Genomic DNA, 21,415 nt, shown 5'->3' with positions numbered 1-21,415 from the left:
CGCCGATGGTTCCGTCGCTGATGGCTGAGGCCCCCCCACCAACCCTGCCCCCCTGGCTCCGGCGTGGGCTCGCAGATCTGTTCCCGAACGGCACACCCGACGATCCCGATCAGCAGTTGGCCGCACGGCTGGCCGAGGCCGATCGGAAGGGCCGTCCCCTGCGCATCAAGCTCGGCATCGACCCCACCGGCACCGACATCCACCTGGGGCACTCGATCCTGTTTCGCAAGTTGCGGGCTTTTCAGGACGCAGGGCATACGGCGGTGCTGATCATCGGCGACTTCACGGCCCGCATCGGGGATCCCACCGGCAAGAGCATCACCCGTGTGCAGCTCAGTGCCGCCGAGGTGGAGGCCAATGCCGACACCTATCTGGCGCAACTGGGCCTGGGGCACCCCCCGGAGCGGGCTCTGCTGGATTTCGTCACCCCGGGTCGCCTGGAGGTGCGTCGCAACAGCGAGTGGCTGGCTGGCCTTGATCTGCCCCAGGTGATCGAGCTGCTGGGGACCACCACCGTGGGACAGATGCTGGCCAAGGAGGAGTTCGCCAACCGCTACGGCTCAGGCACCCCCATCTCCCTGCACGAGTTTCTTTATCCGTTGCTGCAGGGCTACGACTCGGTGGCCGTCCGCTCTGACCTGGAACTGGGGGGAACCGACCAGAAGTTCAACGTGGCCATGGGCCGCGATCTGCAGCGCCACTTCGGCCAGCGGCCCCAGTTCGGTCTGTTGCTGCCGATCCTGCCGGGGCTCGACGGTGTGCAGAAAATGAGCAAAAGCCTTGGCAACACCGTGGGGCTCAACGAGGGGCCGCTGGAGATGTACTCCAAGCTCGAGAAGGTGCCCGATGCGGTGGCCGATCAGTACCTGACCCTGCTCACCGACCTGGATCCTGCCCACTGGCCCGGGAGCCCGCGCGAGCGTCAGAAAGCCCTGGCCCTGGCGATCACGGCTGGGCGCCATGGCCAGGACGCCGCCAGTGCCGCCCAGGCCGATGCCGCCAATCTGGTGGCGGGAGAGATGGCGGCCAGAACGGTTCCGGAGGTCTCCCTTTCGGGGGTGACTTTCCCCTCCAAGGCCTTCCATCTGCTCAGCGCTCTCGGTCTGTGCGCCAGCAGCAGTGAGGCCCGGCGCCGGATCCAGGGTGGTGGGGTGCGTCTCGATGGCGAGAAGCTCAGCGACGTGAACCAGGACTTCAGCGCCGCCTCCGAGCTGGAGGGCCGGGTCCTGCAACTGGGCAAGAAGACCTTCCTGCGCCTGGTGGCATGAGCGCTTCGATGCCAGGCTCTCACGGCAGCCAGGCTCCACAGGAGCGCATCATCCTGGCGCTTGATCGCCGGGACACCGCCTCGGCCCTGGCCCTGGCCGACTCGATTCCCACTCTGCGCTGGGTGAAGGTGGGGCTCGAGCTGTTCTGCTCCAGCGGTCCCGATGTGGTGCATCAGCTGCGCCGCCGGGGCCTGCGGGTGTTCCTTGATCTCAAATTCCACGACATCCCTGTCACCATGGCCGGGGCCTGCCGCAGTGCGGCCCGGCTCGGGGCGGAGCTGATCACCGTTCATGCCTGTGCCGGCAGCGAGGCCCTTGCGGCTGCCCAGGCCGGAGCCCTTGAAGGGGCGGCCCAGGCGGAGCTGCCGCCCCCCACCCTGCTGGCGGTGACCGTGCTCACCAGCTGGGAGGCCGAGCGCTTCAGGGCCGAGCTGGCGCTTGAGGAAACACCCGAGGTCTATGTCCCGCGCCTGGCGGCCCTGGCGGCGACGGCCGGTCTCACCGGGGCGGTCTGCTCTCCTGAGGAGGTGGCGGCCCTGCGTCAGGCCTACCCCGAGCCCTTCGCCCTGGTCACCCCCGGCATCCGCCCTGCCGGTGCACCGGTGGGCGATCAGCGGCGGGTGATGACCCCGGCGGCCGCCATGGCCGCAGGCGCCAGCCGGCTGGTGATCGGTCGGCCGATCAGTGCCGCTGACGATCCGGCCGCTGCTTTCGCCGCCTGCTGCGCAGGGCTATCCATACTTGGCTCCTGATCTCCCGGGCCGAAACGATGCGACGGATCCTTGCCGCCCTGGTGGTTCTGCCGCTGCTGGTGCTGCTGCTCTGCCCAGGCCAGGGGGCCTGGGCAGCGGCGCCGGCGTTCACCCTCCCTGCCCTTCCGTATCCCGCCGAGGCCCTGGAGCCGGCGATCGATGCCACCACGATGACGATCCACCACGATCGCCATCACCAGGCCTACGTGGACAACCTCAACGCCGCCGTGGCCAGGGATCCGGCCCTGAGGGGCCTCAGCCTCGAAGACCTGCTGGCGCGTGCCTCCCAGGTGCCGGCGGCCGTTCGCAACAACGCCGGCGGTCACTGGAACCATTCATTCTTCTGGACCTCCCTCAGCCGCCCTGAGCAGGGGGGAGAACCCAGCGCTGCGCTGGAGGCAGCCCTGGTGCGCGACTTCGGCTCCCTCCAGCAGTTCCAAGCCGCTTTTCGCGCCGCCGGCCTGGCCCGCTTCGGCTCCGGGTGGGTGTGGCTGGTCACTGATCCGGGGGGGACGCTGCAGGTGCTCTCCACCCCCAACCAGGACAACCCCCTGATGGACCTGGCCCCCGTGGGCGGCACACCGTTGCTGGGCAATGACGTCTGGGAACACGCCTACTACCTGCGTTACCAGAATCGACGCGCCGATTACCTCGACGCCTGGTGGTCTCTGGTTGATTGGTCGGTGGTGTCCGATCGTTACGCCGCCCGCTGACCGCCCATGCCCCGCGCAGGGATCCAGGCCGCCCAGCCGGCCCTTTCTTTCATCCCACCGGATTACACCCGCTGGCTTTACAGGCTTTGCCGTGGCTTGTTGCCGCTGCTGCTGCGTTACCGCGGTCTGGTGCGCTTCGAGGCCAGCGGCACTGACAGGCTCGCCCGTCTCTTCGCCGAGGCCCAGAGCGGACGCAGCCGCTTGCTGATCGCCTTCCGCCATCCCAGTACCACCGACCCCCTGGTGATGGCCCAGCTGCTCTGGCGGGAGGTTCCCCGGGCGGCGAGGCGCGATGGGCTGCGTCTGAAGCCGCCGGTCCACAGCCAGTTTCTCTACGACCGCGGCATTCCCCTCTGGGCCGGGGAGGCCGCCGGCTGGATGCTCTCCAAGCTGGGCGGCATCCCGATCCAGCGGGGCAAGCTGGACCGCCTCGCCCTCAAGACGGCCCGCCACCTCTTCGCCGACGGCCCCTTCCCCCTGGCGATCGCCCCGGAGGGAGCCACCAACAACCACGGCGAGCTGCTCAGTCCCCTGGAGCCCGGCCTGGCCCAGATGGCCTTCTGGTGTTGCGAGGACCTGGCGGCGGCCGGGCGCCAGGAGCGGGTGCTGATCGTGCCGATCGGACTTCAGTACCTGTCGATCAGCCACGACTGGGGACCGATCGATCGTCTGCTCGGACGGATGGAGGCCCTGCTGGGGGGGCTTCCTGACGCCGTCGTCAGCACCCCCGCCGCGCCAGCCGACTCCCCCCGGGCCCTCGAGCACCGCTATGAACGGCTCATAGCCCTCTCGGAGCGGCTGCTCTCCCTGCTGGAAACCTTCTATCAGCGCAGCGACGGGGCGGCCCCAGGACCTGCCGTGGAGGATCCCGCGTCGATCGACTTCCTGGAGCGGCTGGCACGGCTGCGGGAGCGGGCACTGGCGGAGGCCGAGGCCCACTTCCAGCTTTCCGCCAGGGGAACGGTCAGCGAGCGCTGCCGCCGAATCGAGCAGGCGGGCTGGGCCTGCATCTACCGGAAGGATCTCGACGAGCTCTCCCCGGTGGAGCGCAGCCTGGCTGACTGGTCGGCTCGGGAGGCGGACATCCGCATGGGGCACATGCGCCTCGTGGAGCACTTCTCCACGGTGAGTGGCTCCTATGTGGCCGAGAAGCCCAGCATTGACCGCTATGGGGAGGTGCTGATGATCCTCTGGCGGGCGATCACCTGGATCCGCGGTTGCGGCGAGGAGCCCCCTGCGGCCCTGGGCCCCTGGCTGGTGCGCATGGCGGTGGGGGAGCCCCTCGATGTGGGGGTTCGCTGCGAGGGGTATCGCCTTGATCGCCGCGGTGCGGTCGAGCGGCTCACCGCCGATCTGCGCGAGCGGCTGGAGGCCGGGATCGGTTGAGCTTCAGGCGGCGAGGCTGCCCTGGGGCACCAGCTCGGCATAGAGCCGCTCCAGCTGCTCGATGTTGTGGGCCAGGGTGTAACGCTGCAGGACCCGCTCCCGGGCCCGCCGGCCCAGCTCGGCCGTGAGCACCGGTTGATCCCGAAGCACCGGCAACAGCGTGCGCAGCTGGGTGGTCACCCCCTGCGTGCTGATCACGATGCCGGCCCCTCCCTCCAGCACTTCCCCATCGGCGCCGGCATCGGTGGCCACACAGGCGGTGCCGCTGGCCATCGCCTCCAGCAGGGCCAGGGAGAGTCCCTCCACCAGGGAGGGCAGCAGGAAGACATCGGCCGCCTGCAGCAGGGCCACCCGCTGGTGCAGATTCGCTTCATAGCCCCACCAGAGCACGTCATGCTCCTCGCTGTTGCCCTGCAGGGCCTGGCGCAGGGGGCCATCGCCGACGATCACCAGCAGGCATTCCCGTGGTCGGACCAGCCGCCAGGCCCGGAGCAGCGCCTCCACGTTCTTCTCCGTCGACAGCCGTCCCATGTAGAGGAAGAGGCGCCGCCGGCCCAGGCGGCTCCGGAGGCTGGCCAGCTCCCTCGAGGGAGCCACAGGGTCGGGAGGGCACCACAGACCGGGATCGACCCCGTTGGGGATCACCGCCAGCCGCTCCTGGCGCACCCCCAGCCGGGCCAGCAGCTCAGCCTGAAGTTCAGAGAAGACGATCACCCGATCGAAGCGGGCCAGGGCCGGGGCGTAGAGCTGGTAGGTGAGCTGCTGGGTGCCGGCGGTGATGTTGCGCAGGCTGGCGTCGAAGGCAGGGTGGAACGTGGCCACCAGCGGCACCCCCAGGTGCTGGCAGAGATCCGGCAGGCGGAAATCCAGCGGGGAGAGGGTGAGGCTGGCGTGCACCAGGTCGGGGCGCAGACGCTCCAGGGATTCCCGCAGCTCCCGCTGGGCTCCTGGAGAGGGAATCGTATACACCTGGGATTTCACCAGGTACGACAGAGCCACCTCTCCGTTGCCGCCACCGACACCCTCGTTCGGGGCCAGGCCGCCAGCGGGGGTGTCGAAATGAATGAAGCTGATCTGGTGGCCGTGCTTCCGGAGCTGCTCGGTGGTGGAGAGGCTGTAGGTGACGTTCCCGCAGAAGGGTGATTTCTTGCCCAGCCACGCGATGTGGGCCAACGCTTCAGGCCTCGTGCTGGGAGAACGCTAGCAGCGCTGCCAGGGCTTCTCGATCAGGATGGCCAGCAGGGTGATCGCCGCCAGTCCCCAGAGCACGGGCATCAGCCCATAGCGGCTCACCACGGCTCCGGCCAGCACCAGGGGCAGGCTCAGCGCCACGTTGATCAGGTTGTTCTGAAGGCCGAAGACCTTGCCGCGCATCGCTTCGGGGGTGTCGTCCTGGATGGTGGTCTGGGAGGGAATCGCCACCAGCGCGGCGCCGATGCCGAGCAGACCGCAGAGGCCGAGGGTGATCAGCAGCTGGCCCCGTCCCTGGCCGAGCAACACCAGGCTGAAGGCGATCAGCGCCAGCCCCGTGGAGGCCATCCGGCGGCGGTTGAGCCCCTGGCCCAGCTGGGCCACCCCCAGGGCGCCGCAGGCCATGCCCACCCCACTCATGGCCAGCAGGGTGCCGAAACGGGTGGGTCCCAGCCCCTCGATCGCCGACGCCAGGCTGATGGCCAGCACATAGAGCGCCGCCAGAATGCTGTACAGGAGCACCAGCTGGAGCAGCGCGCCGCGGACGCTGGCCCGCTCCCGCAGCACCTGGAGCCCCTCGGCGATCTCACTCCAGACGCTGGTGCCGCGCTCCACCCGTTCAGGCTCCTCCATCTTGATCGTGCTGATGCACAGGGCTGCCAGCCCGTAGCAGAGGGGGAGCAGCACGAATTCACCACCCCCGATGCCGATCTCCTTGAGGCTGGAGCGGAGCAGCCTCAGCACGGGGTCTCCCAGGGCGAAGCCGACGATCGTGGCCCCCATGCTGGTGGCCTGATACAGCGACATGGCCGCGAGCATGCGCGGCCTGGGGACCAGCAGCGGGATCGCTGCCTGCTCGGCCGGTGCGAAGAACTGGGTGAGCACCGACTCCAGGAAGGTCATGGCCACCAGGCCCCAGTAGCCCCAGCTCAACCCCAGCCACTGGGGCCCGGGCATCAGCGCCAGAGGAGCCAGCAGGGTGAGGCCGGCCCGCAGGCCGTTGGAGGCCACCATCACCTGGCGCTTGGGCCAGCGATCCGCCCACACCCCGGCCACGGTGCCCAGCACCATCGCCGGCACGGTGTTCGCCACATAGATCCCCGTGGCCAGCAGGGTGATCATCTGGGCGCGGGTTTCCAGATCGAGCCGCAGGCTGGCGGCGGCCTCGGCCAGCACCATGTTGTTCTGGGGGGTGTCCGTCACCCAGTACTGGGCGATCAGGAACACCATCAGCACGATGTAGAACTTGTCGGCCAGCTGGGAGAAGATCTGTCCCAGCCAGAGTTTTCGGAAGTCCGGCAGGGTGAGCACCGCCTGCAGGCCATCGGTGCGTGAGCCGGCGCTGCTGCCCTCGGACGGCTCCGGGGGGGGCGTGGCGGTTGGCCGGGACGATCCGCTCAAGGTGTCAGTCGTTCGGCGGCAATGATGGCGCAGCGCCCCGGTGCCCCTGAGCTTCGGCGCTGAAGCAGCCCTGCAGCAGGCGCAGGGCCCGACCCCGGCGGCCCAGGTGCTCCTGGCACCACACCTGCAGCAGCTCCAGCAGCCGCAGCCAGACCCAGGCGGGGCCCATCAGCGCACCATCGCGGCAGCGTGGGAGACCCGGCCGCGGCAGCCGTTGCAACAGAGCCAGTTCGGAGGCGTTCAGCACCAGCATCGCTCCGGGCACGGCGCCGATCACCAGCCCCTCTCGGGGCAACAGACTGCAGCGCCACTGCCGGTTGCCCAGGGGAGGGGCCAGCGGTTCCCCCGTGCGGGCGCAGTGCTGCAGCGGCAGCCCATACCCCCCCAGCGCCAGCAGGTGCACATGCCCCTGCGCGGCGATCGCCAGGGCCTCCAGGTTCTCCTGTCGCTCGGTGACCACCGCCTCCAGGCGGCGCAGCTGCAGGGTCAGGTCGTCGAGGGCGCCAGCCACGCCATCCCCATCGGGCACAAGGCGCAGGCAGAGCTCCGCCAGCGACTGGGCGGCGGCGAGGGTCTCGAGACGCTGTCCCAGCTGACCGAAGCTGTGGATCACCCGCAGCTGGCGCACCCGCCGCAGGCCGCGGCCACCGCCGACCTGCAGCCGCAGCTGGGACAGGGGAACCGCAGCAGCCAGGCTGCTGCGGGGGCGCCGGGCGCCGGGCACCGCCAGGCGGCTGAGGCCGGCGCCATCGCTGAGCAGGGTCAGCAGCCGGTCGTGTTCCCCCAGGGGCCCGCATTTCAGCGAGAGACCCTCCAGAGACTCTTCAGGCATCAGGCAGGGGCGCGCATGGCCTCGATCAGGGCCACGCCCCGGCTTGTTCCGAGACGCGTGGCCCCGGCGGCCACCAGGTCGAAGGCCTGCTCCAGCTCGGCGATGCCGCCTGAGGCCTTGATTGCCGCCCGGCCCCTGGCCAGTTCGCGCAGCTGGGCCACCTGCTCCGGGCTGACGGCCGGGCCGAAGCCACTGCCGGTCTTGAGGTAGGCGGCGCCCGCATCGATCGAGGCCTCCACCAGCAGCTCCAGGGCGGCGGGATCCAGCCGTCCAACCTCCTGAATCACCTTCACCGGCAAGCCGAGCTCCACGACTGCGCCCAGTTCCTGGTAGATCGCGCTGCCATCCCCATCGGCGAGAGCCCCGAAATCGGGCACCACATCGAGTTCATCGGCACCGGCGCTGGCGGCGGCTTCCGCTTCGGCCAGCTTGATCGCCGCCGTTACAGCACCGAAAGGGAAGGCCACCACGGCCACCAGCTTGACCCGGCCGGAACGACCCAGCCGCTCACGGGCTGCGGCCACCCAGCGGGAGGAGACGCACACGCCGGCGAAACCGAAGTGCCGCGCCTGATCACAGGCCTGGTGCACGGCCTCCAGGCCGTGGTGGGGATCCAGCAGGGCCTGCTCGATCAGCGGAGCCAGATCGGGCAGGGGCCCCCTGGACCTTGAGTCACGCATCACCGGGGCTGGAGAAGGGAGGGTGAGTCAGGATTCCTGGGGTTGGATCACACCGACCCCGCCGTGGTTGCGGCGATAGACCACCTGCAGTCCGCCGCTGGAGGCCTCCCTGAACACGTAGAAATCGTGATCGATCAGCTCCAGTTGGTGCAACGCCTCCTCCAGGGTCATCGCAGGCATCGAGAAGTACTTCCGCCGGACGGCTGGAACAGGCAGGGCCGGCTCCCGGTTGCCGATCAGATCGTCGGGAAGGATGCCCTCGAGGCTGGCCTGCTCGGTATCGTCGCCGCGGTCAGGTGCTGGGCCGGTTCCGTGGTGATCACTGAGGCGATCCTTGTAGCGGCGCAGCTGTCTGCCGAGCTTGCCGGCCACCATGTCGATGCTGGCGTAGAGGTTCTCACTCCTTTCCTGGGCACGGATCACCAGCCCATTGGCATACACCGTGACCTCGGCGGTTTGTTGCGCCACCCTGGGGTTGCGAGCCACAGAGAGATGAACATCAGCTTCTTTGACCAGCCCCTCGTAATGATTGATGGCTTTACCGAGTTTGGCTTCCGTGTAATCACGGATCGCCGGTGTGACGTCGAGATTGCGGCCGTGGATCAACAGCTTCATCGAACAGTCCCCTCGGTGGTCGTTCTGCATCAACTGTAGGAAGCGACCAGCGCATGATTCCCTGCCTCGACGCAATCCTTGTTGAACCCCCCCAGCCCGTGGCCTTCGCCACGGCCTGGGCCTGGCAACGGGGCCTGCAGGCCCGGCTGCTGAGCGATCCCGACGGGCCTGAGGCTCTGCTGCTGCTTCAGCATCCCCCCTGCTACACCCTGGGCCGGGGGGGCAGCGAGCGGTTCCTGCGCTTCGATCCCGCCGATCCCCCTGCCCCGCTGTTCCGCATCGACCGCGGTGGGGAGGTGACCCATCACCTCCCCGGCCAACTGGTGGCCTATCCGGTGCTGGCCCTGCAGCGCCACGGCGGAGACCTCCATCTCTACCTTCGAGAGCTGGAGGGCGCCGTGCTCGATGTGCTCCAGGCCGTCGGGCTGAAGGGGGAGCGGAAGGCGGGTCTCACAGGGGTCTGGCTGGAAGGGCGCAAGGTGGCGGCGATCGGGGTGGGTGCCCGTCGCTGGATCAGCCAGCACGGCCTCGCCCTCAACGTGAACTGTCCCCTGGAGGGTTTCGGCGCCATTGTTCCCTGCGGCCTCAGCGGTCATGGGGTGACGCGCCTGAGCGACTGGTGCCCGGGCCTGACCACCGCCCAGGTGCAGCCCCTGCTGCGCCAGGCCCTGGCGCGGCGGTTCGGGTTGCGATTCCGCCCACCGAATCCCTCGGAAGTGACCTGGCAGTGATAAGCCTGAGCCGCGCTTCGGGACTGGACGATGGACGCCAAGGCCTCTGACGGGACGCTTTCAGGCGGCAAACTCCCAGACGGCAAGGCCTCGATGCTCTGGGAGGGGGACCGACTCGATCAACGGGCCCTGGCGGAACGCGACGACTGGAGCGAGCTGCAGGGGCTGGAGGGACTCTGGCCGATCCTGGCCCGGCGGCACGGTGAGGCCATCGCTCTCGACGCTCCCCACGCCCATCCGCCCGAGCAGGTGTCGTTCCAGGAGCTCGACGCCCGCATCCAGGCGGCAGCGGCAGCCTTCGCGGCCCTCGGCCTCAGGGAGGGTGACGTGGTGGCGCTGTTCGCGGAGAACAGCCCCCGCTGGCTGGTGGCGGATCAGGGAATCATGCGCCGCGGAGCTGCCGACGCCGTACGTGGCAGCAGCGCCCCACCCGAGGAACTGCGCTACATCCTCGACGACTCCGCTGCGGTGGGCCTCGTGGTGGAAACCGCTGGCCTGCTGGAGCGGCTGGCCCTTCAGAGCGACGTCCTGAGCCGGCTGCGCTTCGTGGTGCTGCTGGAGGATGGGCCTCATGCCGGGGAGGACAGTCCCCAGGTCCCCGGGCCACGGCGGCTGAGCTGGCAGACCTTCCAGGCCCTCGGCCGAGGTGAGCCGGCTGCCGCTCCTCCCAGCGCCGGTCCCGAGCGGCTGGCCACCTTGCTGTACACCTCGGGCACCACGGGGCGCCCGAAGGGGGTCGCCCTCAGCCACGCCAACCTGCTGCATCAGCTGCGCACCCTCGGGGTGGCGGTGGCTCCACGGCCGGCTGATCGGGTGCTCAGCGTGCTGCCGATCTGGCATGCCTACGAGCGCACCGCCGAGTATTTCCTGCTCTCCTGCGGGTGCCGCCAGAGCTACACCACCCTCAAGCACCTGCGCCCCGATCTGCAGCGCGTCCGGCCCCAGTACATGATCAGCGTGCCGAGGCTGTGGGAGGCCCTGCTGGCGGGCTTTGAGGACGCCCTCGAGGCCATGCCCCCCTCCCGCAAGGGTCTGATCAGCCAGGCCCTGCGGCTGAGCCGCTGGCATGGGCTGTCGCGCCGTCGCGCCCTCGATCTCACCCTTGAGCACGAATCGCTGCCTCGCCGCCTGGCCGCAGGCCTGGGTTGGCTGCTGAGCTGGCCCGGCCATGGGCTGGCCTCCGCCCTGCTCTGGCCCAAAGTGCGCCAGCAGCTTTCGGGAGGGGCCCTGCGCACCGCCATCAGTGGCGGTGGGGCCCTGGCCCTGCACGTGGATGGCTTTTTCGAGGCGATCGGCATCGAGCTGCTGGTGGGCTACGGCCTCACCGAAACCAGCCCGGTGCTGGCCTGCCGTCGTCCCTGGCGGAACCGGCGCGGCAGTGCCGGGCAACCGCTGCCGGCAACGGAACTGCGCATCGTCGATCCCGAAAGCGGGGAGCTGCTGGGCTGGCGGCAGCGGGGACGCGTGCTCGCCCGAGGCCCCCAGGTGATGGCCGGATACTTCGGCAGGCCCGAGGCCACCGCTGCGGTGCTGGATGGGGCCGGCTGGTTCGACACGGGTGATCTGGGGCAGCTTCTGCCCGATGGAACCCTGGTGCTCACAGGCCGGGCCAAGGACACGATCGTGCTCAGCAGTGGCGAGAACATCGAGCCGGGTCCCCTGGAAGAGGCTCTGGTGGCCCATCCCCTGGTGGAGCAGGTGATGCTGGTGGGTCAGGACCGCCGTCAGCTTGCGGCCCTGCTGGTGCCACGCGCCGAACCCCTGGCTGCCTTTGCCAGGGCCAGGGACTTGCCCGCCCCGCAGAGCGGTGGAACCGGTACTGACCGGGCCCTCCTCAAGGCCCTCAGCGGAGAGTTCAACCGGCTGCTGGCGGCCCGGCCGGGCTCGCGCCCCGACGAACGACTGGCGGGGGTGGCCCTGGTGGAGCCCTTCTCGATCGACAATGGTTTGCTGACCCAGACCCTCAAGCAGCGCCGGGATCGCATCACCGATCGCGACGGGGCGGCGATCGAGGCGATCTACCGGGGCTGAGCCCTCAGCCACTCCCCTGCCCCGTTGGTTGACCGCTGGGCTGCGGGCTGAGAGCCTGGTCGCTGCGACCGCTCTCCCATGACCGAAGGCCACACGCTCACCATCAAGCGCACGATCACCGTGCGGGCCGTGGTCACCCCCCGCTGGAAGGAGGACGCCGAGCGGGAGCTGAGCGCGGCGGTCAGCAACAGCGACCAGCAGCTGGCCCAGCTGGAGCAGGAGGGTCAGCAACTGGTGGATGAGATCCGCCGCCAAAGCCTCAATCCGCTCGATCCCCGGGTGCAGGAGCAGGTGGCTTCGGTGCAGCAGCAGGTGGCGGCCAAGCGGGCCGAATTCGAGGAGCAGAAACGCACCCTGATCGAGCAGCAGCGCCAGGTGCGTGATCTTGAGTTTGATCAGATCGTCGACCAGGGCCAGATCGAGGGCACCTGCAAGGTCAAGGTGGGCGACAATCTGGTGGAGAAGCTGCAGGTGGCCGTCCTGGTGCGCGACGGCGTCGTGCAGGCCATCGAAGGGGGCTGAGGCTCCCGGCGCAGCGGGAGGGGTCGCACGTAAAATCCGCACGCAGCCTGCATTTGGGATCAGGACTTTGGCGACCCACGAAATCTTCATGCCCGCCCTGAGCTCCACGATGACGGAGGGCAAGATCGTGGAGTGGCTGAAGAAGCCCGGGGACCGCGTCGAGCGGGGCGAGTCGGTGCTGGTGGTGGAGTCCGACAAGGCCGACATGGACGTCGAGGCGTTCCAGGAAGGCTTTCTGGCCTCGGTGTTGCTTCCTTCTGGCGGCACAGCCCCTGTGGGTGAAACCATCGGTCTGATCGTTGAAACCGAAGCGGAGATCGCGGCGGCCCAGGCTTCAGCGCCGGCCGCCCCTGCGGCTGCTCCAGCGGCCGAGCCGGCGCCCGCGCCCGCAGTCGCCACGGCTTCCGCTGCGCCCGCCGCGGCTTCGGTGGCTCCTCCGGCCCCGGCACCAGTGGCGGCACCTGCGCCTCCCGTACCGGCGCCCGTCGCCACCCCGATGCCCGTGGCCGCAGACGGACGCCTGGTGGCCACACCCCGCGCCCGAAAGCTCGCCGGTCAGCTGGGTGTGGCCCTTGAGAGCCTGCGAGGCAGTGGGCCCCGTGGTCGTATCCAGGCCGACGATGTGGAGCGGGCCGCCGGACAGGCCGCCAGCGTGCCGCGGGTGGCTGAGGGCTCTGCCCCGGCAGTTTCCGCTGCGGCCGGTGCCGTGGCATCCGGCAATGGCTCAGCGGCGGCGGCACCCGCCGGCCAGTGCTTCGGCAACCCTGGCGACACAGTCGCCTTCAACACCCTGCAGGCGGCGGTCAACCGCAACATGGTGGCCAGCCTGGCGGTGCCCTGCTTCCACGTGGGCTACACGATCACCACCGACCGGCTTGATGCCTTCGCCAAGTCGGTGAAGAGCAAGGGCGTCACCATGACCGCCCTGCTCGCCAAGGCCGTGGGTGTGGTGCTGGCCCGTCATCCCCAGGTCAATGCCTCCTTCAGTGAGGCAGGAATGGTGTATCCCCCAACGATCAATGTGGCTGTGGCGGTCGCCATGGATGACGGCGGCCTGATCACACCCGTGCTGCCCACGGCCGATCGCACCGACCTCTACAGCCTCTCGCGCACCTGGGCCGACCTGGTGGCCCGTTCCCGCTCCAAGCAGCTCAAGCCGGAGGAGTACAGCACAGGCACCTTCACTCTCTCCAACCTTGGCATGTTCGGGGTCGACCGTTTCGATGCGATCCTCCCTCCCGGAACCGGAGCGATCCTGGCGGTGGCGGCCTCCCGCCCTGCGGTGGTGGCCGGCAAGGATGGTTCGATCGCCGTCAAGCGACAGATGCAGGTGAACCTCACGGCGGATCACCGGGTCATCTACGGCACCCACGCCGCAGCCTTCCTCAAGGACCTGGCCCAGCTGATCGAGACGGCACCCGAAAGCCTGGCCCTCTGACTTCCTTCGTTTCGTTGGCCCCACAGGCCCCTGCACCCCTGAGCGAACCCCCCGCCGATCTGCGGCTCTCCAGCTACGACTACGTCCTGCCGCCGTCCTTCATTGCTCAGACGCCAGCTGAGCCGCGCCACTCGGCCCACCTGCTGGCCCTTGGCGCTTCGGGTGGCTCAGGTCCTGAACAGATCCGGCATCTGCGTGTCTGGGATCTTCAGGCCGAGCTGCACCAGGGTGATCTGCTCGTGGTCAACGACACCCGGGTGCTGAAGGCCCGGCTGCAGGCCCGCCGCTCCAGCGGGGGTGCCGTTGAGTTGCTGGTGCTTCAGCCCTACGACAGCGCCACTCCCCAGGAGGCGGCCGTGGAGGCCAGCGACAGTTGCTGGATCTGCCTGGTGAGGCCTGGCAAGCGGGTGCGGCCGGGGGAGATCCTTCAGCTGGAGGCCATCGGCCAGCCGTCTCTGCCCCTGGAGGTGGTGGCCGTCGATGGGTCCACGGGGGGGCGGGTGATCCGCTTCCCTCCCGGTTGCAACGATGCGGCTGCGATCGAAGCGCTGCTGCAGCAGTACGGGGCGATGCCCTTGCCCCCGTACATCCAGCGGCATGATCCCCAGGAGGACAGCCGCTACCAGACCCGCTACGCGGCCCGACCTGGCGCGGTGGCTGCACCGACGGCGGGCCTGCACCTCAGTGATGATCTGCTGGAGGCCATGGAGGCCAGGGGCGTGGCGATCGCCAGCGCCACCCTGCACGTGGGAATCGGCACCTTTCGACCTCTGGAGGACGAAGACCTCACCGGACTGAATCTGCACAGTGAGTGGGTGGAGATCAGCCAGGCGCTGGTGGAGGCGGTGGCTGCCTGCCGCCGGAGGGGTGGTCGGGTGATCGCCATCGGAACCACCAGCGTCCGCAGCCTGGAAGGAGTGGCGGCGCTGAATGGCGGAGCGTTGGTGCCGTTCCGCGGGCCGGTGAACCTGGTCATCCAGCCCGGTTTCCGTTTTCAGGTGGTGCAGGGACTGCTCACGAACTTCCACCTGCCCCGCAGTTCGTTGCTGCTGCTGGTCAGTGCGCTGATCGGGCGCCGGCGCCTGCTGGAGCTCTATGAAGAGGCCAAGCGGGAAGGGTACCGCTTCTTCTCCTATGGCGATGCCATGTGGATTCCACCGGAGGCGGTGCTGGAGGCGGCGCGCCCCTGAGCCCTCGGGGGCGGCCGCCGTCTTCGACGGCCGCCCATGGGCCTGGGCCGATCAGGCGGCAGCCAGATTGGCGGCCACGAAATCCCAGTTCACCAGCTTGTCCAGGAAGGTGGCCATGTAATCCGGACGCTTGTTCTGGTAATCGAGGTAGTAGGCGTGCTCCCAGACATCCATGGTGAGCAGAGCCTTCTGACCATGGGCCAGGGGCAGATCGGCGTTGGCGGTCTTGGTGACCTTCAGGGTTCCTCCATCGAGCACCAGCCAGGCCCAGCCGCTGCCGAACTGGGTGGCACCGGCGGTCTTGAACTGCTCAACGAAGGCTTCAAAGCTGCCGAAATCGGCGTTGATCTTCTCGGCGAGGGCACCGCTGGGCTGGCCGCCGCCACCGGGCTTCATGCACTGCCAGTAGAAGCTGTGATTCCAGACCTGGGCGGCGTTGTTGAACACCCCGGCCTTGGAGGCATCGCCCGCCACGCTGGTGATGACGTCTTCAAGGCTCTTGCTGTCGAGATCACTGCCTTCCACCAGTTTGTTGAGGTTGGCGACGTAGGCGGCGTGGTGCTTGCCGTGGTGAAACTCGAGGGTGGTCTTGGAGATGTGGGGCTCGAGCGCGTTGATGTCGTAGGGGAGAGCGGGCAGCGTGTGAGCCATGAAAACGGTGAAACGAAGGGTGAAAAAGCGGGCAAAGCCCTTGGAGGACCGCCATGTCCAGCGGCACGACATGGGCAACCTGCTGGGCTCCGGCGGCGCTGGTCGTGGCAGGCGACCCGGGTCTGACACAAACCCGACCAGGGACAGCCCCACCGGCGGTCCACCGGTGGGGTCATCCTAACGAGGGGTGACCGTTTCCAGTCGTGAGGGAGGGTTCAGCCCCCGACACCAAGCAGTTCCACCACGAAGGTGAGGGTGGCGTTGGGGGGGATGACGCCACCGGCTCCTCTCTCTCCGTAGGCAAGATCCGGGGGAATCACGAGCTTGCGCTTGCCACCCACCTTCATGCCCGCCACGCCTTCATCCCAGCCCTTGATCACCCGGCCGGCGCCCAGGGGGAAGGAGAACGGACCGCGTCCGTAGCTGCTGTCGAACTCCTTGCCATTGGCGAGGGTGCCGCTGTAATTGACCTGAACCGATTGGCCGTTCACGGCTTCAGCGCCATCTCCGACCAGAAGATCGGTGATGCGCAGGCCACTGGGGGTGACCACTTCCTTGGCGGCCACCATTTCTCCGCCGAGGCCAGCGGCTTCTCCCGCCTGGGTCACGGTGCTGTCAGCAAGGGAGCTGGGATCGGAAGGAGTGTCAGCAGCCATGGTGAACAGCGAAGGGTTCGGATCGTCGGGGTCCAGTTCGATCCGGCCGCTGAGGGCGGCCGGTGCAGGGCTGGCCGCCCTGGTCACCGCAGCCATGGAAGTGGCGGCAGCCCCGTCGTTGCTGGCCTCCACCGTGCTGGGGGAGATCAGCTGACTGGCAAGGGCCAGCAGCAGACAGGCGGCGCAGACGCCGGTGCTGATCAGGATGTCACGCATGGGTCGGGAAATGACGGCCGGGCCGAAACGAGCTGAAGGTGATTCTGACAGCGCAGGACGAGCGGACCCCCTTGGAGGGCTTTCACTCTCAGTCGGGAACTTCCGTGCCCTCCCGACGGCTGCGCAGCTGTTGCTCAAGGCGGTCGATGCGCCCCCGCAGCTCATCCACCTCCCGCTGGCGGGACAGCCCCAGGTCCTGGAGAAAATGATCGATGTTGCGCTCCATGGTGCGTTCCGCCTGCTTTTCCAGCTCAGGGTTCTCCCCCCGCAACGAGCGCATCACGTCGTCGACAAGCACGGTGGCTTCCCCGGGATCCAGGCGGCCACTGGTGACCCAGGCCTGGGTGACGCTGCGAAGGCGGTCGGCCACCAGCGAACTGGTGCCCAGACCCCGCAGGATCAGTTGTTGGAGCAGATTGTCCCGTTCCATGGCGGCAAGCGCTGACCTCCTGATGATGTCGTTGCATGCCGGTGCAGGCCATGGGAGATGACCGGCGCCTGGTGGGGGTCACCGCCCTTGCCGGAGCCCTGGCGGGTCTCTCGCTGGCCCCCCTGGGCCTGGCCCCACTGCTGTGGTTGGCCCTGGTGCCCCTCTGGAGCTGCGGCCCCGCGGCCGCTGGTCTCTGGGGTGCCGCAGCAGTGCTGGTGAGCCACCGCTGGCTGCTCTGGCTGCACCCTCTCGACTGGATCGGCGTCCCCGGCCCCCTCAGCCTGCCGATCTGCCTGCTGTTGTGGCTGGGCTGCGGTCTGGCCGGGGGGCTGCTGGTCGCGACCTGGAGCGCTCTGGTGCGTTGTCTCGGCCCCCGTCACTTCGCCACGGCGCTGGTGGCCTGCGGGCTCTGGGGTCTGACGGAAGTTTTGCTGGCCACCGGTCCCCTGTTCTGGATCGGCCTGGGCACCTCTCCGTTGCCGGCCGACCGGCCCCTGGCCGGGCTGGCGGCGCTGGGCGGCGCTGGCCTGGTGGCGGCGGTTCAACTTCTGATCAGCTGGTTCTGCTGGCACGCCCTGGTGGCCTCGGGAGCCAGCCGGCGGGGCTGGGGGCTGGGCCTGGTGGCGGTGCTGCTGCTCAGCCATGGCCTCGGCTGGAGTCAGCTGCGGGCGGACCAGGCGGAGCGGGGCGCCCCCTTTCGGGTGCTGGTGCTGCAACCGGCCCTGCCGACCCGGGAGAAGTTCGAGCCTGAGCGCCAGCGGGGTCTGCTGGTCCAGATCGCCGCTGCCCGCTCGCAGGCGGCCGCTCTGGGGGTACCCCTGCTGCTGCCAGAAGGAACGCTGGTGCTGGGTCAGGCCATGCCCGAGGCCGACGCGGAAGTGCTCAGCGGAGGCTTCCGCCTCGAGGGGGAGGAGCTGCGCAGCAGTGTGCTGCGTTTCCTGCCCGGCCAGGCCCAGGCCTCGGGTTGGGTCGACAAGTCAAGGGTGGTCCCCCTCGGTGAATGGGTTCCCCTGGCGCGGCTCTGGCGCTGGAGCGGACTCTCGGCCGTGGGGGGTGTGGAGCCTGGCCCCCCTTCGCGCCTGCTGATGCGTTCGGGTGCCGATCCGGCGGTGGCGATCTGCTACGAGCTGGCCGATGGTGTGGCCTTGAGGAAGGCCAGCGCGGCAGGCGCCGGTTGGTTGATGGCCAGTGCCAATCTCGACCCCTATCCGGCCTTGCTGCGCGATCAGTTCACGGCTCTGGCCCAGGTGCGTGCGATCGAAACGGGCCGCTGGCTGGTGAGTGCTGCCAACACCGGCCCCAGCCTGGTGATCGATGGGCAGGGGCTGATCCGAAACGCTTTACCCCCGGAGCAGTCAGAGCTGGGGGTGTTCGAACTGGAGCTGCTGAGCCGTGCCACGAGCTATCAAATCTGGGGCGAAGCGCCTCTGATCCTGATGATTCTGCTCGGGGGAGCTGGGTGTTTCTGGTATCGCCGCCCTCGCTCGGGCCGTTCCCACTGAGCCGCAGGGAAGCACCGGCCGGCGCAGAGTGGATCTGGCGCAACTTCGCCCCCAAGGCTCCTCTGATCTGAATCAGGATGTCCTGACCGGGAATGGGCGAGGCCCTGGATCTTCGCGGGAGCTGAATGGCCTGAGGTTGGGGGCTTGTTCGATCAGCCTCGACGAACCCACACCATTCAGTATGTTGGCTGTGATGTTCTCAATGCTTGCCATGTTGACGGGTGCCGATCTGCTTGCGAAGGTCAAGGAGCTGGGTGAGGTAAGCAAATCAGAGCTGGTGCGTTCCGCTGGCTATGTCAGCACCAAGAAGGACGGCAGTGAACGATTGAATTTCACAGCGTTCTACGAGGCGCTGCTGGAGGCCAAGGGCGTCAACCTCGGCTCCACAGGTGGCGGTCAGGCCGCCGGCAAGGGTGGGCGCAAACTCAGCTACATCGCCACGGTTCAGGGCAACGGCAATCTGCTGGTGGGCAAGGCCTACACGGCCCTGCTCGACCTCAAGCCCGGTGATGAGTTCGAGTTGAAGATCGGTCGCAAGCAGATTCGCCTGGTCCCCGTGGGCGCCGAGGACGAAGGGGAGGAGTGATTCCCCGTCGATCTGCCTGAAGGACCAGGGTGCCGAGACCCCAGAGCCTCGGCACCCAACAAAAAACCCCGCCGTGGCGGGGTTGATCACAAACCTGGTTGAAACGAACCTGATTTCAGGTCAGTTTTGGTGCGCCGTTGACGGCGACTCAGTAGCGGCTGCGACCGCCACCACCGCCGTAGCCACCGCCACCGCCGCCATAGCCACCGCCGCCGCCACGGTTGCCACCGCCGCCGCCACGTGGTTCGGCTTTGTTGACCCGGATCATCCGGTTCATCCATTCGACGTTCTGGAGATCGTCGATGGCCTTCTGCTCTTCGGTGTCGTTCGCGAGTTCGACAAAGGCGAAACCGCGCTTGCGTCCAGTTTCCCGATCAAGGGGCAGGCTGCACTGGCGCACTTCTCCGTATTGACTGAAAAGGTCACGGAGATCCTCTTGCTCGGCATCGAACGAGAGGTTGCCTACGTAGATTGTCATGTAACGTTAAATAACTTGAACCGATCTGTCGACGGCTGGAAGTGTTGCTCTCACCAGTGATCGAGAAATCAACCCTCACTCTACACACGCCACCGGTCCATCAAGTCCGTTCCTCCTCCCCCCACCGGCGCCATGTCTGTTCGCGATCAGTTGCTCGATGCGTTGCGGGACCCCGCCTCGGTGGGAGACCAGAGGATGCGCGGCCTGATCGAAACGCTGGAGAGGGACTGCCCCGCTGATCTCCTCCAGCGACCTGAACCGCTCAAGGGGGTCTGGGAGTTGCGCTGGAGCAGCAGTCGTGCTCCCTATCTGCGGGTGACGCCCTGGATCGACAACCTTCAGGTTCTGGACCCGGCTGGTGGGCGAGCCATGAACCTGCTGCGACCAAGCGGTGCTTTCGCCGCCCTGGGTGGCATCGCCGTGCTGGCGAGGATCGAGATCGAGGGAGTGCAGCGGGTGGCGGTGAACTTCGAGAGGGGAGGCTGGATCGGCCCACCGCTGGGGGGCACTCGGTTGCGTTGGTTGCGGCGTGTGAGCCAGAGCTATCCAGCCTGGCTTGATATCACCGTTCTGGATGAGGAGTTGCGCCTCTGTCGGGGCCAGGCCGGCACACTGTTTGCCTTGCGTCGGCGTCAGGAGCTGAGTCCTGACGATCTGTTCGCCCTGGCGGGAACGGTGCAGCCGTGCTGACCCTGTCAGACACTTCGGTTGGCGCCACTGGTCTGCCCATGGCACCGTGAAGGCATGGATCGGTTTTCCGACTTGCCTCCCGAAGTGGTCCTGATGGAGCCGCACCGCTTCGAGGATGTCCTCCATGCGGTACAGGCGGTCCGTGAGCGCAAGACCGTTGTGCTGAACTTCGGCGCGATGCCACCGGAAGAGGCCCAGCGTTCCGCTGATTTCGTCTCTGGAGGCGTGTTTGCCCTCGATGGCCAGCAGGAGCGATTGGGGGAAATGGTGTTTCTCTTCGCTCCCTTCGGAGTGGATGTCAGCCGGGACACAGGCGAGGACGAGGCATGAGTCCGGCGCGGCCCTTAACAATGCTGAAAGATTCGTGTTACGATTTGCAAAGCACTTTGTTCTGGCCCCATGGCTGACTCCACCTCCACCCCCCGCTTCGGTTTCGTTGCCTTCGCTGAAACCTGGAATGGCCGCCTCGCCATGCTTGGTTTCGTGATCGGGCTGGCCACCGAGCTGCTCACCGGCCAGGGCATCCTCCGCCAGATCGGCCTGGGCTGATCGCCTCGCTCCGGCGCGCCATTCTTCCCGTCATGACGGGTTCACCTCCGCCCATGACATCTTCCCTGGCGTTCACGTTCAGCCTGGCTCCTCCCCGGAACGGAGAGGAGCCTTTGTTGTGGTCTGATCTGGTTGCCGAGCATCAGAAGGCACTCAGCTCTGCCCTGGCCCTGCGTATCCTGCGCTGTCCACCGGCGTGGAGCGGCAGTCTGGATGAGCTTGTACAGAATGGCCTGGCCACTGCTGCCTGTGAAGATCCTTTTGCCTGCGATCCCAGCTTCCCTGCCCCATCCCAGCGGCTGCTCTGCGATGCCGTGATCCCGCGCTTCGAGCCCACCAGGCTGTGGCTGCAGGTGCACTGGCTCCAGTACGAGGCGGGGCAGTTGCGTGACCAGACTCCAGGCCAGTGGCAACGTCTCGATGCTGTTCCCCTCCAGCAGCTGTGTAACGAGACCTGCTGGTTTTATCCCACCGAGGATGGCCATTACCTCGCGTCGGAATCCTGCCGCGACGTTCGCTTCGCCCCGGGGGTGCTGGCCGAAGCGGTCACCCAGACAGATCCTTATTCCTATGACAGGGGTGAGCTGCGTCTGCTCTGGTCGTTGATGGCCGACGACGAGAACCTCAGCTGTGTCGGACTCACCTACCAACGCCGCCGGATCGAGTTTCCCCGTCTGACTGAGCATCCCTCATTCAATGCCACCTGGACGTCCTTCCGGGTGGATGGCATGGCCGATCCCTCCTTTCAGCGGCTCTCGACCATCTCCACCTACCGCTGAGGATGACCATCAACCTCGGTTTGTTGCACTCGGCTGGACGTGGTCATTGATCCTGCAGACCTCTGTGCGGCAGGCCTTTTCGGCCTATCACGCAGGAATCACAAGCTGCGATACAATCCCGTTGAATG

The 21,415-nt window shown here is 67.8% G+C and carries 24 protein-coding genes; 15 read left to right on the top strand and 9 right to left on the bottom strand.

The genetic code is table 11. From position 1 onward, the window contains the following. Window positions 1–20 precede the first annotated feature (20 nt). The 4 genes from tyrS to FPZ61_RS03690 are packed head-to-tail and all read left to right on the top strand — an operon-like array spanning window position 21 to window position 4,119. Entirely contained in the window at window positions 21–1,268 is a 1,248-nt protein-coding gene (gene tyrS, locus FPZ61_RS03705; RefSeq protein WP_185465154.1) for a tyrosine--tRNA ligase, read from the top strand. Window positions 1,269–1,276: 8 nt separating this feature from the next. Next, on the top strand, window positions 1,277–2,020 hold the full coding sequence (gene pyrF / locus FPZ61_RS03700) for an orotidine-5'-phosphate decarboxylase (RefSeq protein WP_255441337.1): 744 nt from the start codon (window positions 1,277–1,279) through the stop codon (window positions 2,018–2,020). A 17-nt stretch (window positions 2,021–2,037) separates the two neighbouring features. Then, a complete protein-coding gene (locus FPZ61_RS03695; RefSeq protein ID WP_185465019.1) occupies window positions 2,038–2,733 on the top strand; it encodes a superoxide dismutase in 696 nt (231 codons plus the stop codon). Between the two features lie 6 nt (window positions 2,734–2,739). Next, the gene (locus tag FPZ61_RS03690; RefSeq protein ID WP_185465018.1) at window positions 2,740–4,119 is read left to right on the top strand and encodes a 1-acyl-sn-glycerol-3-phosphate acyltransferase; all 1,380 of its coding nucleotides are present in this window, start codon (window positions 2,740–2,742) and stop codon (window positions 4,117–4,119) included. Window positions 4,120–4,122: 3 nt separating this feature from the next. Here FPZ61_RS03690 and FPZ61_RS03685 read toward each other — a convergent pair whose 3' ends face one another. From FPZ61_RS03685 to hpf, 5 genes are read right to left on the bottom strand one after another with little or no spacing between them, the layout of a single operon-like run. Further along, the gene (locus FPZ61_RS03685) at window positions 4,123–5,292 is read right to left on the bottom strand and encodes a glycosyltransferase family 4 protein (RefSeq protein WP_185465017.1); all 1,170 of its coding nucleotides are present in this window, start codon (window positions 5,290–5,292) and stop codon (window positions 4,123–4,125) included. 27 nt (window positions 5,293–5,319) lie between these two features. Next, window positions 5,320–6,711: an MFS transporter gene (locus tag FPZ61_RS03680; protein WP_185465016.1), complete on the bottom strand. Its 1,392-nt coding sequence runs from the start codon at window positions 6,709–6,711 to the stop codon at window positions 5,320–5,322. 4 nt (window positions 6,712–6,715) lie between these two features. Further along, window positions 6,716–7,546: a DNA repair protein RecO gene (locus tag FPZ61_RS03675; protein WP_370593366.1), complete on the bottom strand. Its 831-nt coding sequence runs from the start codon at window positions 7,544–7,546 to the stop codon at window positions 6,716–6,718. Then, window positions 7,543–8,223 (bottom strand): deoxyribose-phosphate aldolase, encoded by a 681-nt coding sequence (gene deoC, locus FPZ61_RS03670; protein ID WP_185465014.1) that lies wholly within the window; start codon window positions 8,221–8,223, stop codon window positions 7,543–7,545. Before deoC ends, FPZ61_RS03675 begins: the two co-directional genes overlap by 4 nt. 27 nt (window positions 8,224–8,250) lie before the next feature. Continuing rightward, window positions 8,251–8,838 carry a ribosome hibernation-promoting factor, HPF/YfiA family gene (gene hpf, locus FPZ61_RS03665; protein ID WP_185474747.1) on the bottom strand — a complete coding sequence of 196 codons (588 nt, stop codon included), beginning with the start codon at window positions 8,836–8,838 and terminating at the stop codon, window positions 8,251–8,253. A 53-nt stretch (window positions 8,839–8,891) separates the two neighbouring features. Between hpf and lipB the strand changes: the two genes are divergently transcribed. From lipB to queA, 5 genes are all read left to right on the top strand, one after another. Further along, a complete protein-coding gene (gene lipB, locus FPZ61_RS03660) occupies window positions 8,892–9,569 on the top strand; it encodes a lipoyl(octanoyl) transferase LipB (RefSeq protein WP_185465012.1) in 678 nt (225 codons plus the stop codon). A gap of 93 nt (window positions 9,570–9,662) precedes the next feature. After that, the gene (locus FPZ61_RS03655) at window positions 9,663–11,600 is read left to right on the top strand and encodes an AMP-binding protein (RefSeq protein ID WP_185465153.1); all 1,938 of its coding nucleotides are present in this window, start codon (window positions 9,663–9,665) and stop codon (window positions 11,598–11,600) included. A 78-nt stretch (window positions 11,601–11,678) separates the two neighbouring features. Continuing rightward, window positions 11,679–12,122, top strand: coding sequence for a YlqD family protein (locus FPZ61_RS03650; protein ID WP_185465011.1), 444 nt, complete (start codon window positions 11,679–11,681; stop codon window positions 12,120–12,122). Between the two features lie 67 nt (window positions 12,123–12,189). Beyond that, window positions 12,190–13,560 carry a dihydrolipoamide acetyltransferase family protein gene (locus FPZ61_RS03645; RefSeq protein WP_185465010.1) on the top strand — a complete coding sequence of 457 codons (1,371 nt, stop codon included), beginning with the start codon at window positions 12,190–12,192 and terminating at the stop codon, window positions 13,558–13,560. 38 nt (window positions 13,561–13,598) lie between these two features. After that, on the top strand, window positions 13,599–14,750 hold the full coding sequence (gene queA / locus FPZ61_RS03640) for a tRNA preQ1(34) S-adenosylmethionine ribosyltransferase-isomerase QueA (RefSeq protein WP_185465152.1): 1,152 nt from the start codon (window positions 13,599–13,601) through the stop codon (window positions 14,748–14,750). 51 nt (window positions 14,751–14,801) lie between these two features. Here the strand turns inward: queA and FPZ61_RS03635 are convergent, their stop codons facing one another. From FPZ61_RS03635 to FPZ61_RS03625, 3 genes are all read right to left on the bottom strand, one after another. Continuing rightward, the gene (locus FPZ61_RS03635; RefSeq protein WP_185474746.1) at window positions 14,802–15,401 is read right to left on the bottom strand and encodes a superoxide dismutase; all 600 of its coding nucleotides are present in this window, start codon (window positions 15,399–15,401) and stop codon (window positions 14,802–14,804) included. 215 nt (window positions 15,402–15,616) lie between these two features. Next, entirely contained in the window at window positions 15,617–16,273 is a 657-nt protein-coding gene (locus FPZ61_RS15460; RefSeq protein WP_185465008.1) for an FKBP-type peptidyl-prolyl cis-trans isomerase, read from the bottom strand. An 88-nt stretch (window positions 16,274–16,361) separates the two neighbouring features. After that, entirely contained in the window at window positions 16,362–16,703 is a 342-nt protein-coding gene (locus FPZ61_RS03625; protein WP_185465007.1) for a phasin family protein, read from the bottom strand. A 35-nt stretch (window positions 16,704–16,738) separates the two neighbouring features. Here FPZ61_RS03625 and FPZ61_RS03620 point away from each other — a divergent pair, with 35 nt between their 5' ends. Further along, complete coding sequence (locus tag FPZ61_RS03620) at window positions 16,739–18,205, top strand: apolipoprotein N-acyltransferase (RefSeq protein WP_185465006.1); 1,467 nt, start codon at window positions 16,739–16,741, stop codon at window positions 18,203–18,205. Between the two features lie 211 nt (window positions 18,206–18,416). Next, window positions 18,417–18,791, top strand: coding sequence for an AbrB family transcriptional regulator (locus FPZ61_RS03615; protein ID WP_037979861.1), 375 nt, complete (start codon window positions 18,417–18,419; stop codon window positions 18,789–18,791). A gap of 148 nt (window positions 18,792–18,939) precedes the next feature. Here the strand turns inward: FPZ61_RS03615 and FPZ61_RS03610 are convergent, their stop codons facing one another. Further along, the gene (locus FPZ61_RS03610) at window positions 18,940–19,269 is read right to left on the bottom strand and encodes an RNA-binding protein (protein WP_185465005.1); all 330 of its coding nucleotides are present in this window, start codon (window positions 19,267–19,269) and stop codon (window positions 18,940–18,942) included. Window positions 19,270–19,401: 132 nt separating this feature from the next. Between FPZ61_RS03610 and FPZ61_RS03605 the strand changes: the two genes are divergently transcribed. The 4 genes from FPZ61_RS03605 (at window position 19,402) to FPZ61_RS03590 (ending at window position 21,287) form a co-directional block, all read left to right on the top strand. Then, a complete protein-coding gene (locus FPZ61_RS03605) occupies window positions 19,402–19,959 on the top strand; it encodes a PAP/fibrillin family protein (RefSeq protein WP_185465004.1) in 558 nt (185 codons plus the stop codon). A 54-nt stretch (window positions 19,960–20,013) separates the two neighbouring features. Further along, entirely contained in the window at window positions 20,014–20,289 is a 276-nt protein-coding gene (locus FPZ61_RS03600; protein ID WP_185465003.1) for a cell division protein SepF, read from the top strand. A 69-nt stretch (window positions 20,290–20,358) separates the two neighbouring features. After that, window positions 20,359–20,508: a chlorophyll a/b-binding protein gene (locus FPZ61_RS03595; protein WP_185465002.1), complete on the top strand. Its 150-nt coding sequence runs from the start codon at window positions 20,359–20,361 to the stop codon at window positions 20,506–20,508. Between the two features lie 53 nt (window positions 20,509–20,561). After that, window positions 20,562–21,287: a hypothetical protein gene (locus FPZ61_RS03590; protein ID WP_185465001.1), complete on the top strand. Its 726-nt coding sequence runs from the start codon at window positions 20,562–20,564 to the stop codon at window positions 21,285–21,287. Window positions 21,288–21,415: the final 128 nt, after the last annotated feature.

Origin of the sequence: Synechococcus sp. BSA11S, from assembly GCF_014224355.1 — a bacterium.
Classification (GTDB): domain Bacteria; phylum Cyanobacteriota; class Cyanobacteriia; order PCC-6307; family Cyanobiaceae; genus Regnicoccus_A.
The sequence above is the reverse complement of the archived record's forward strand: the minus strand, read 5'-3'. Positions and strand labels throughout refer to the sequence as shown.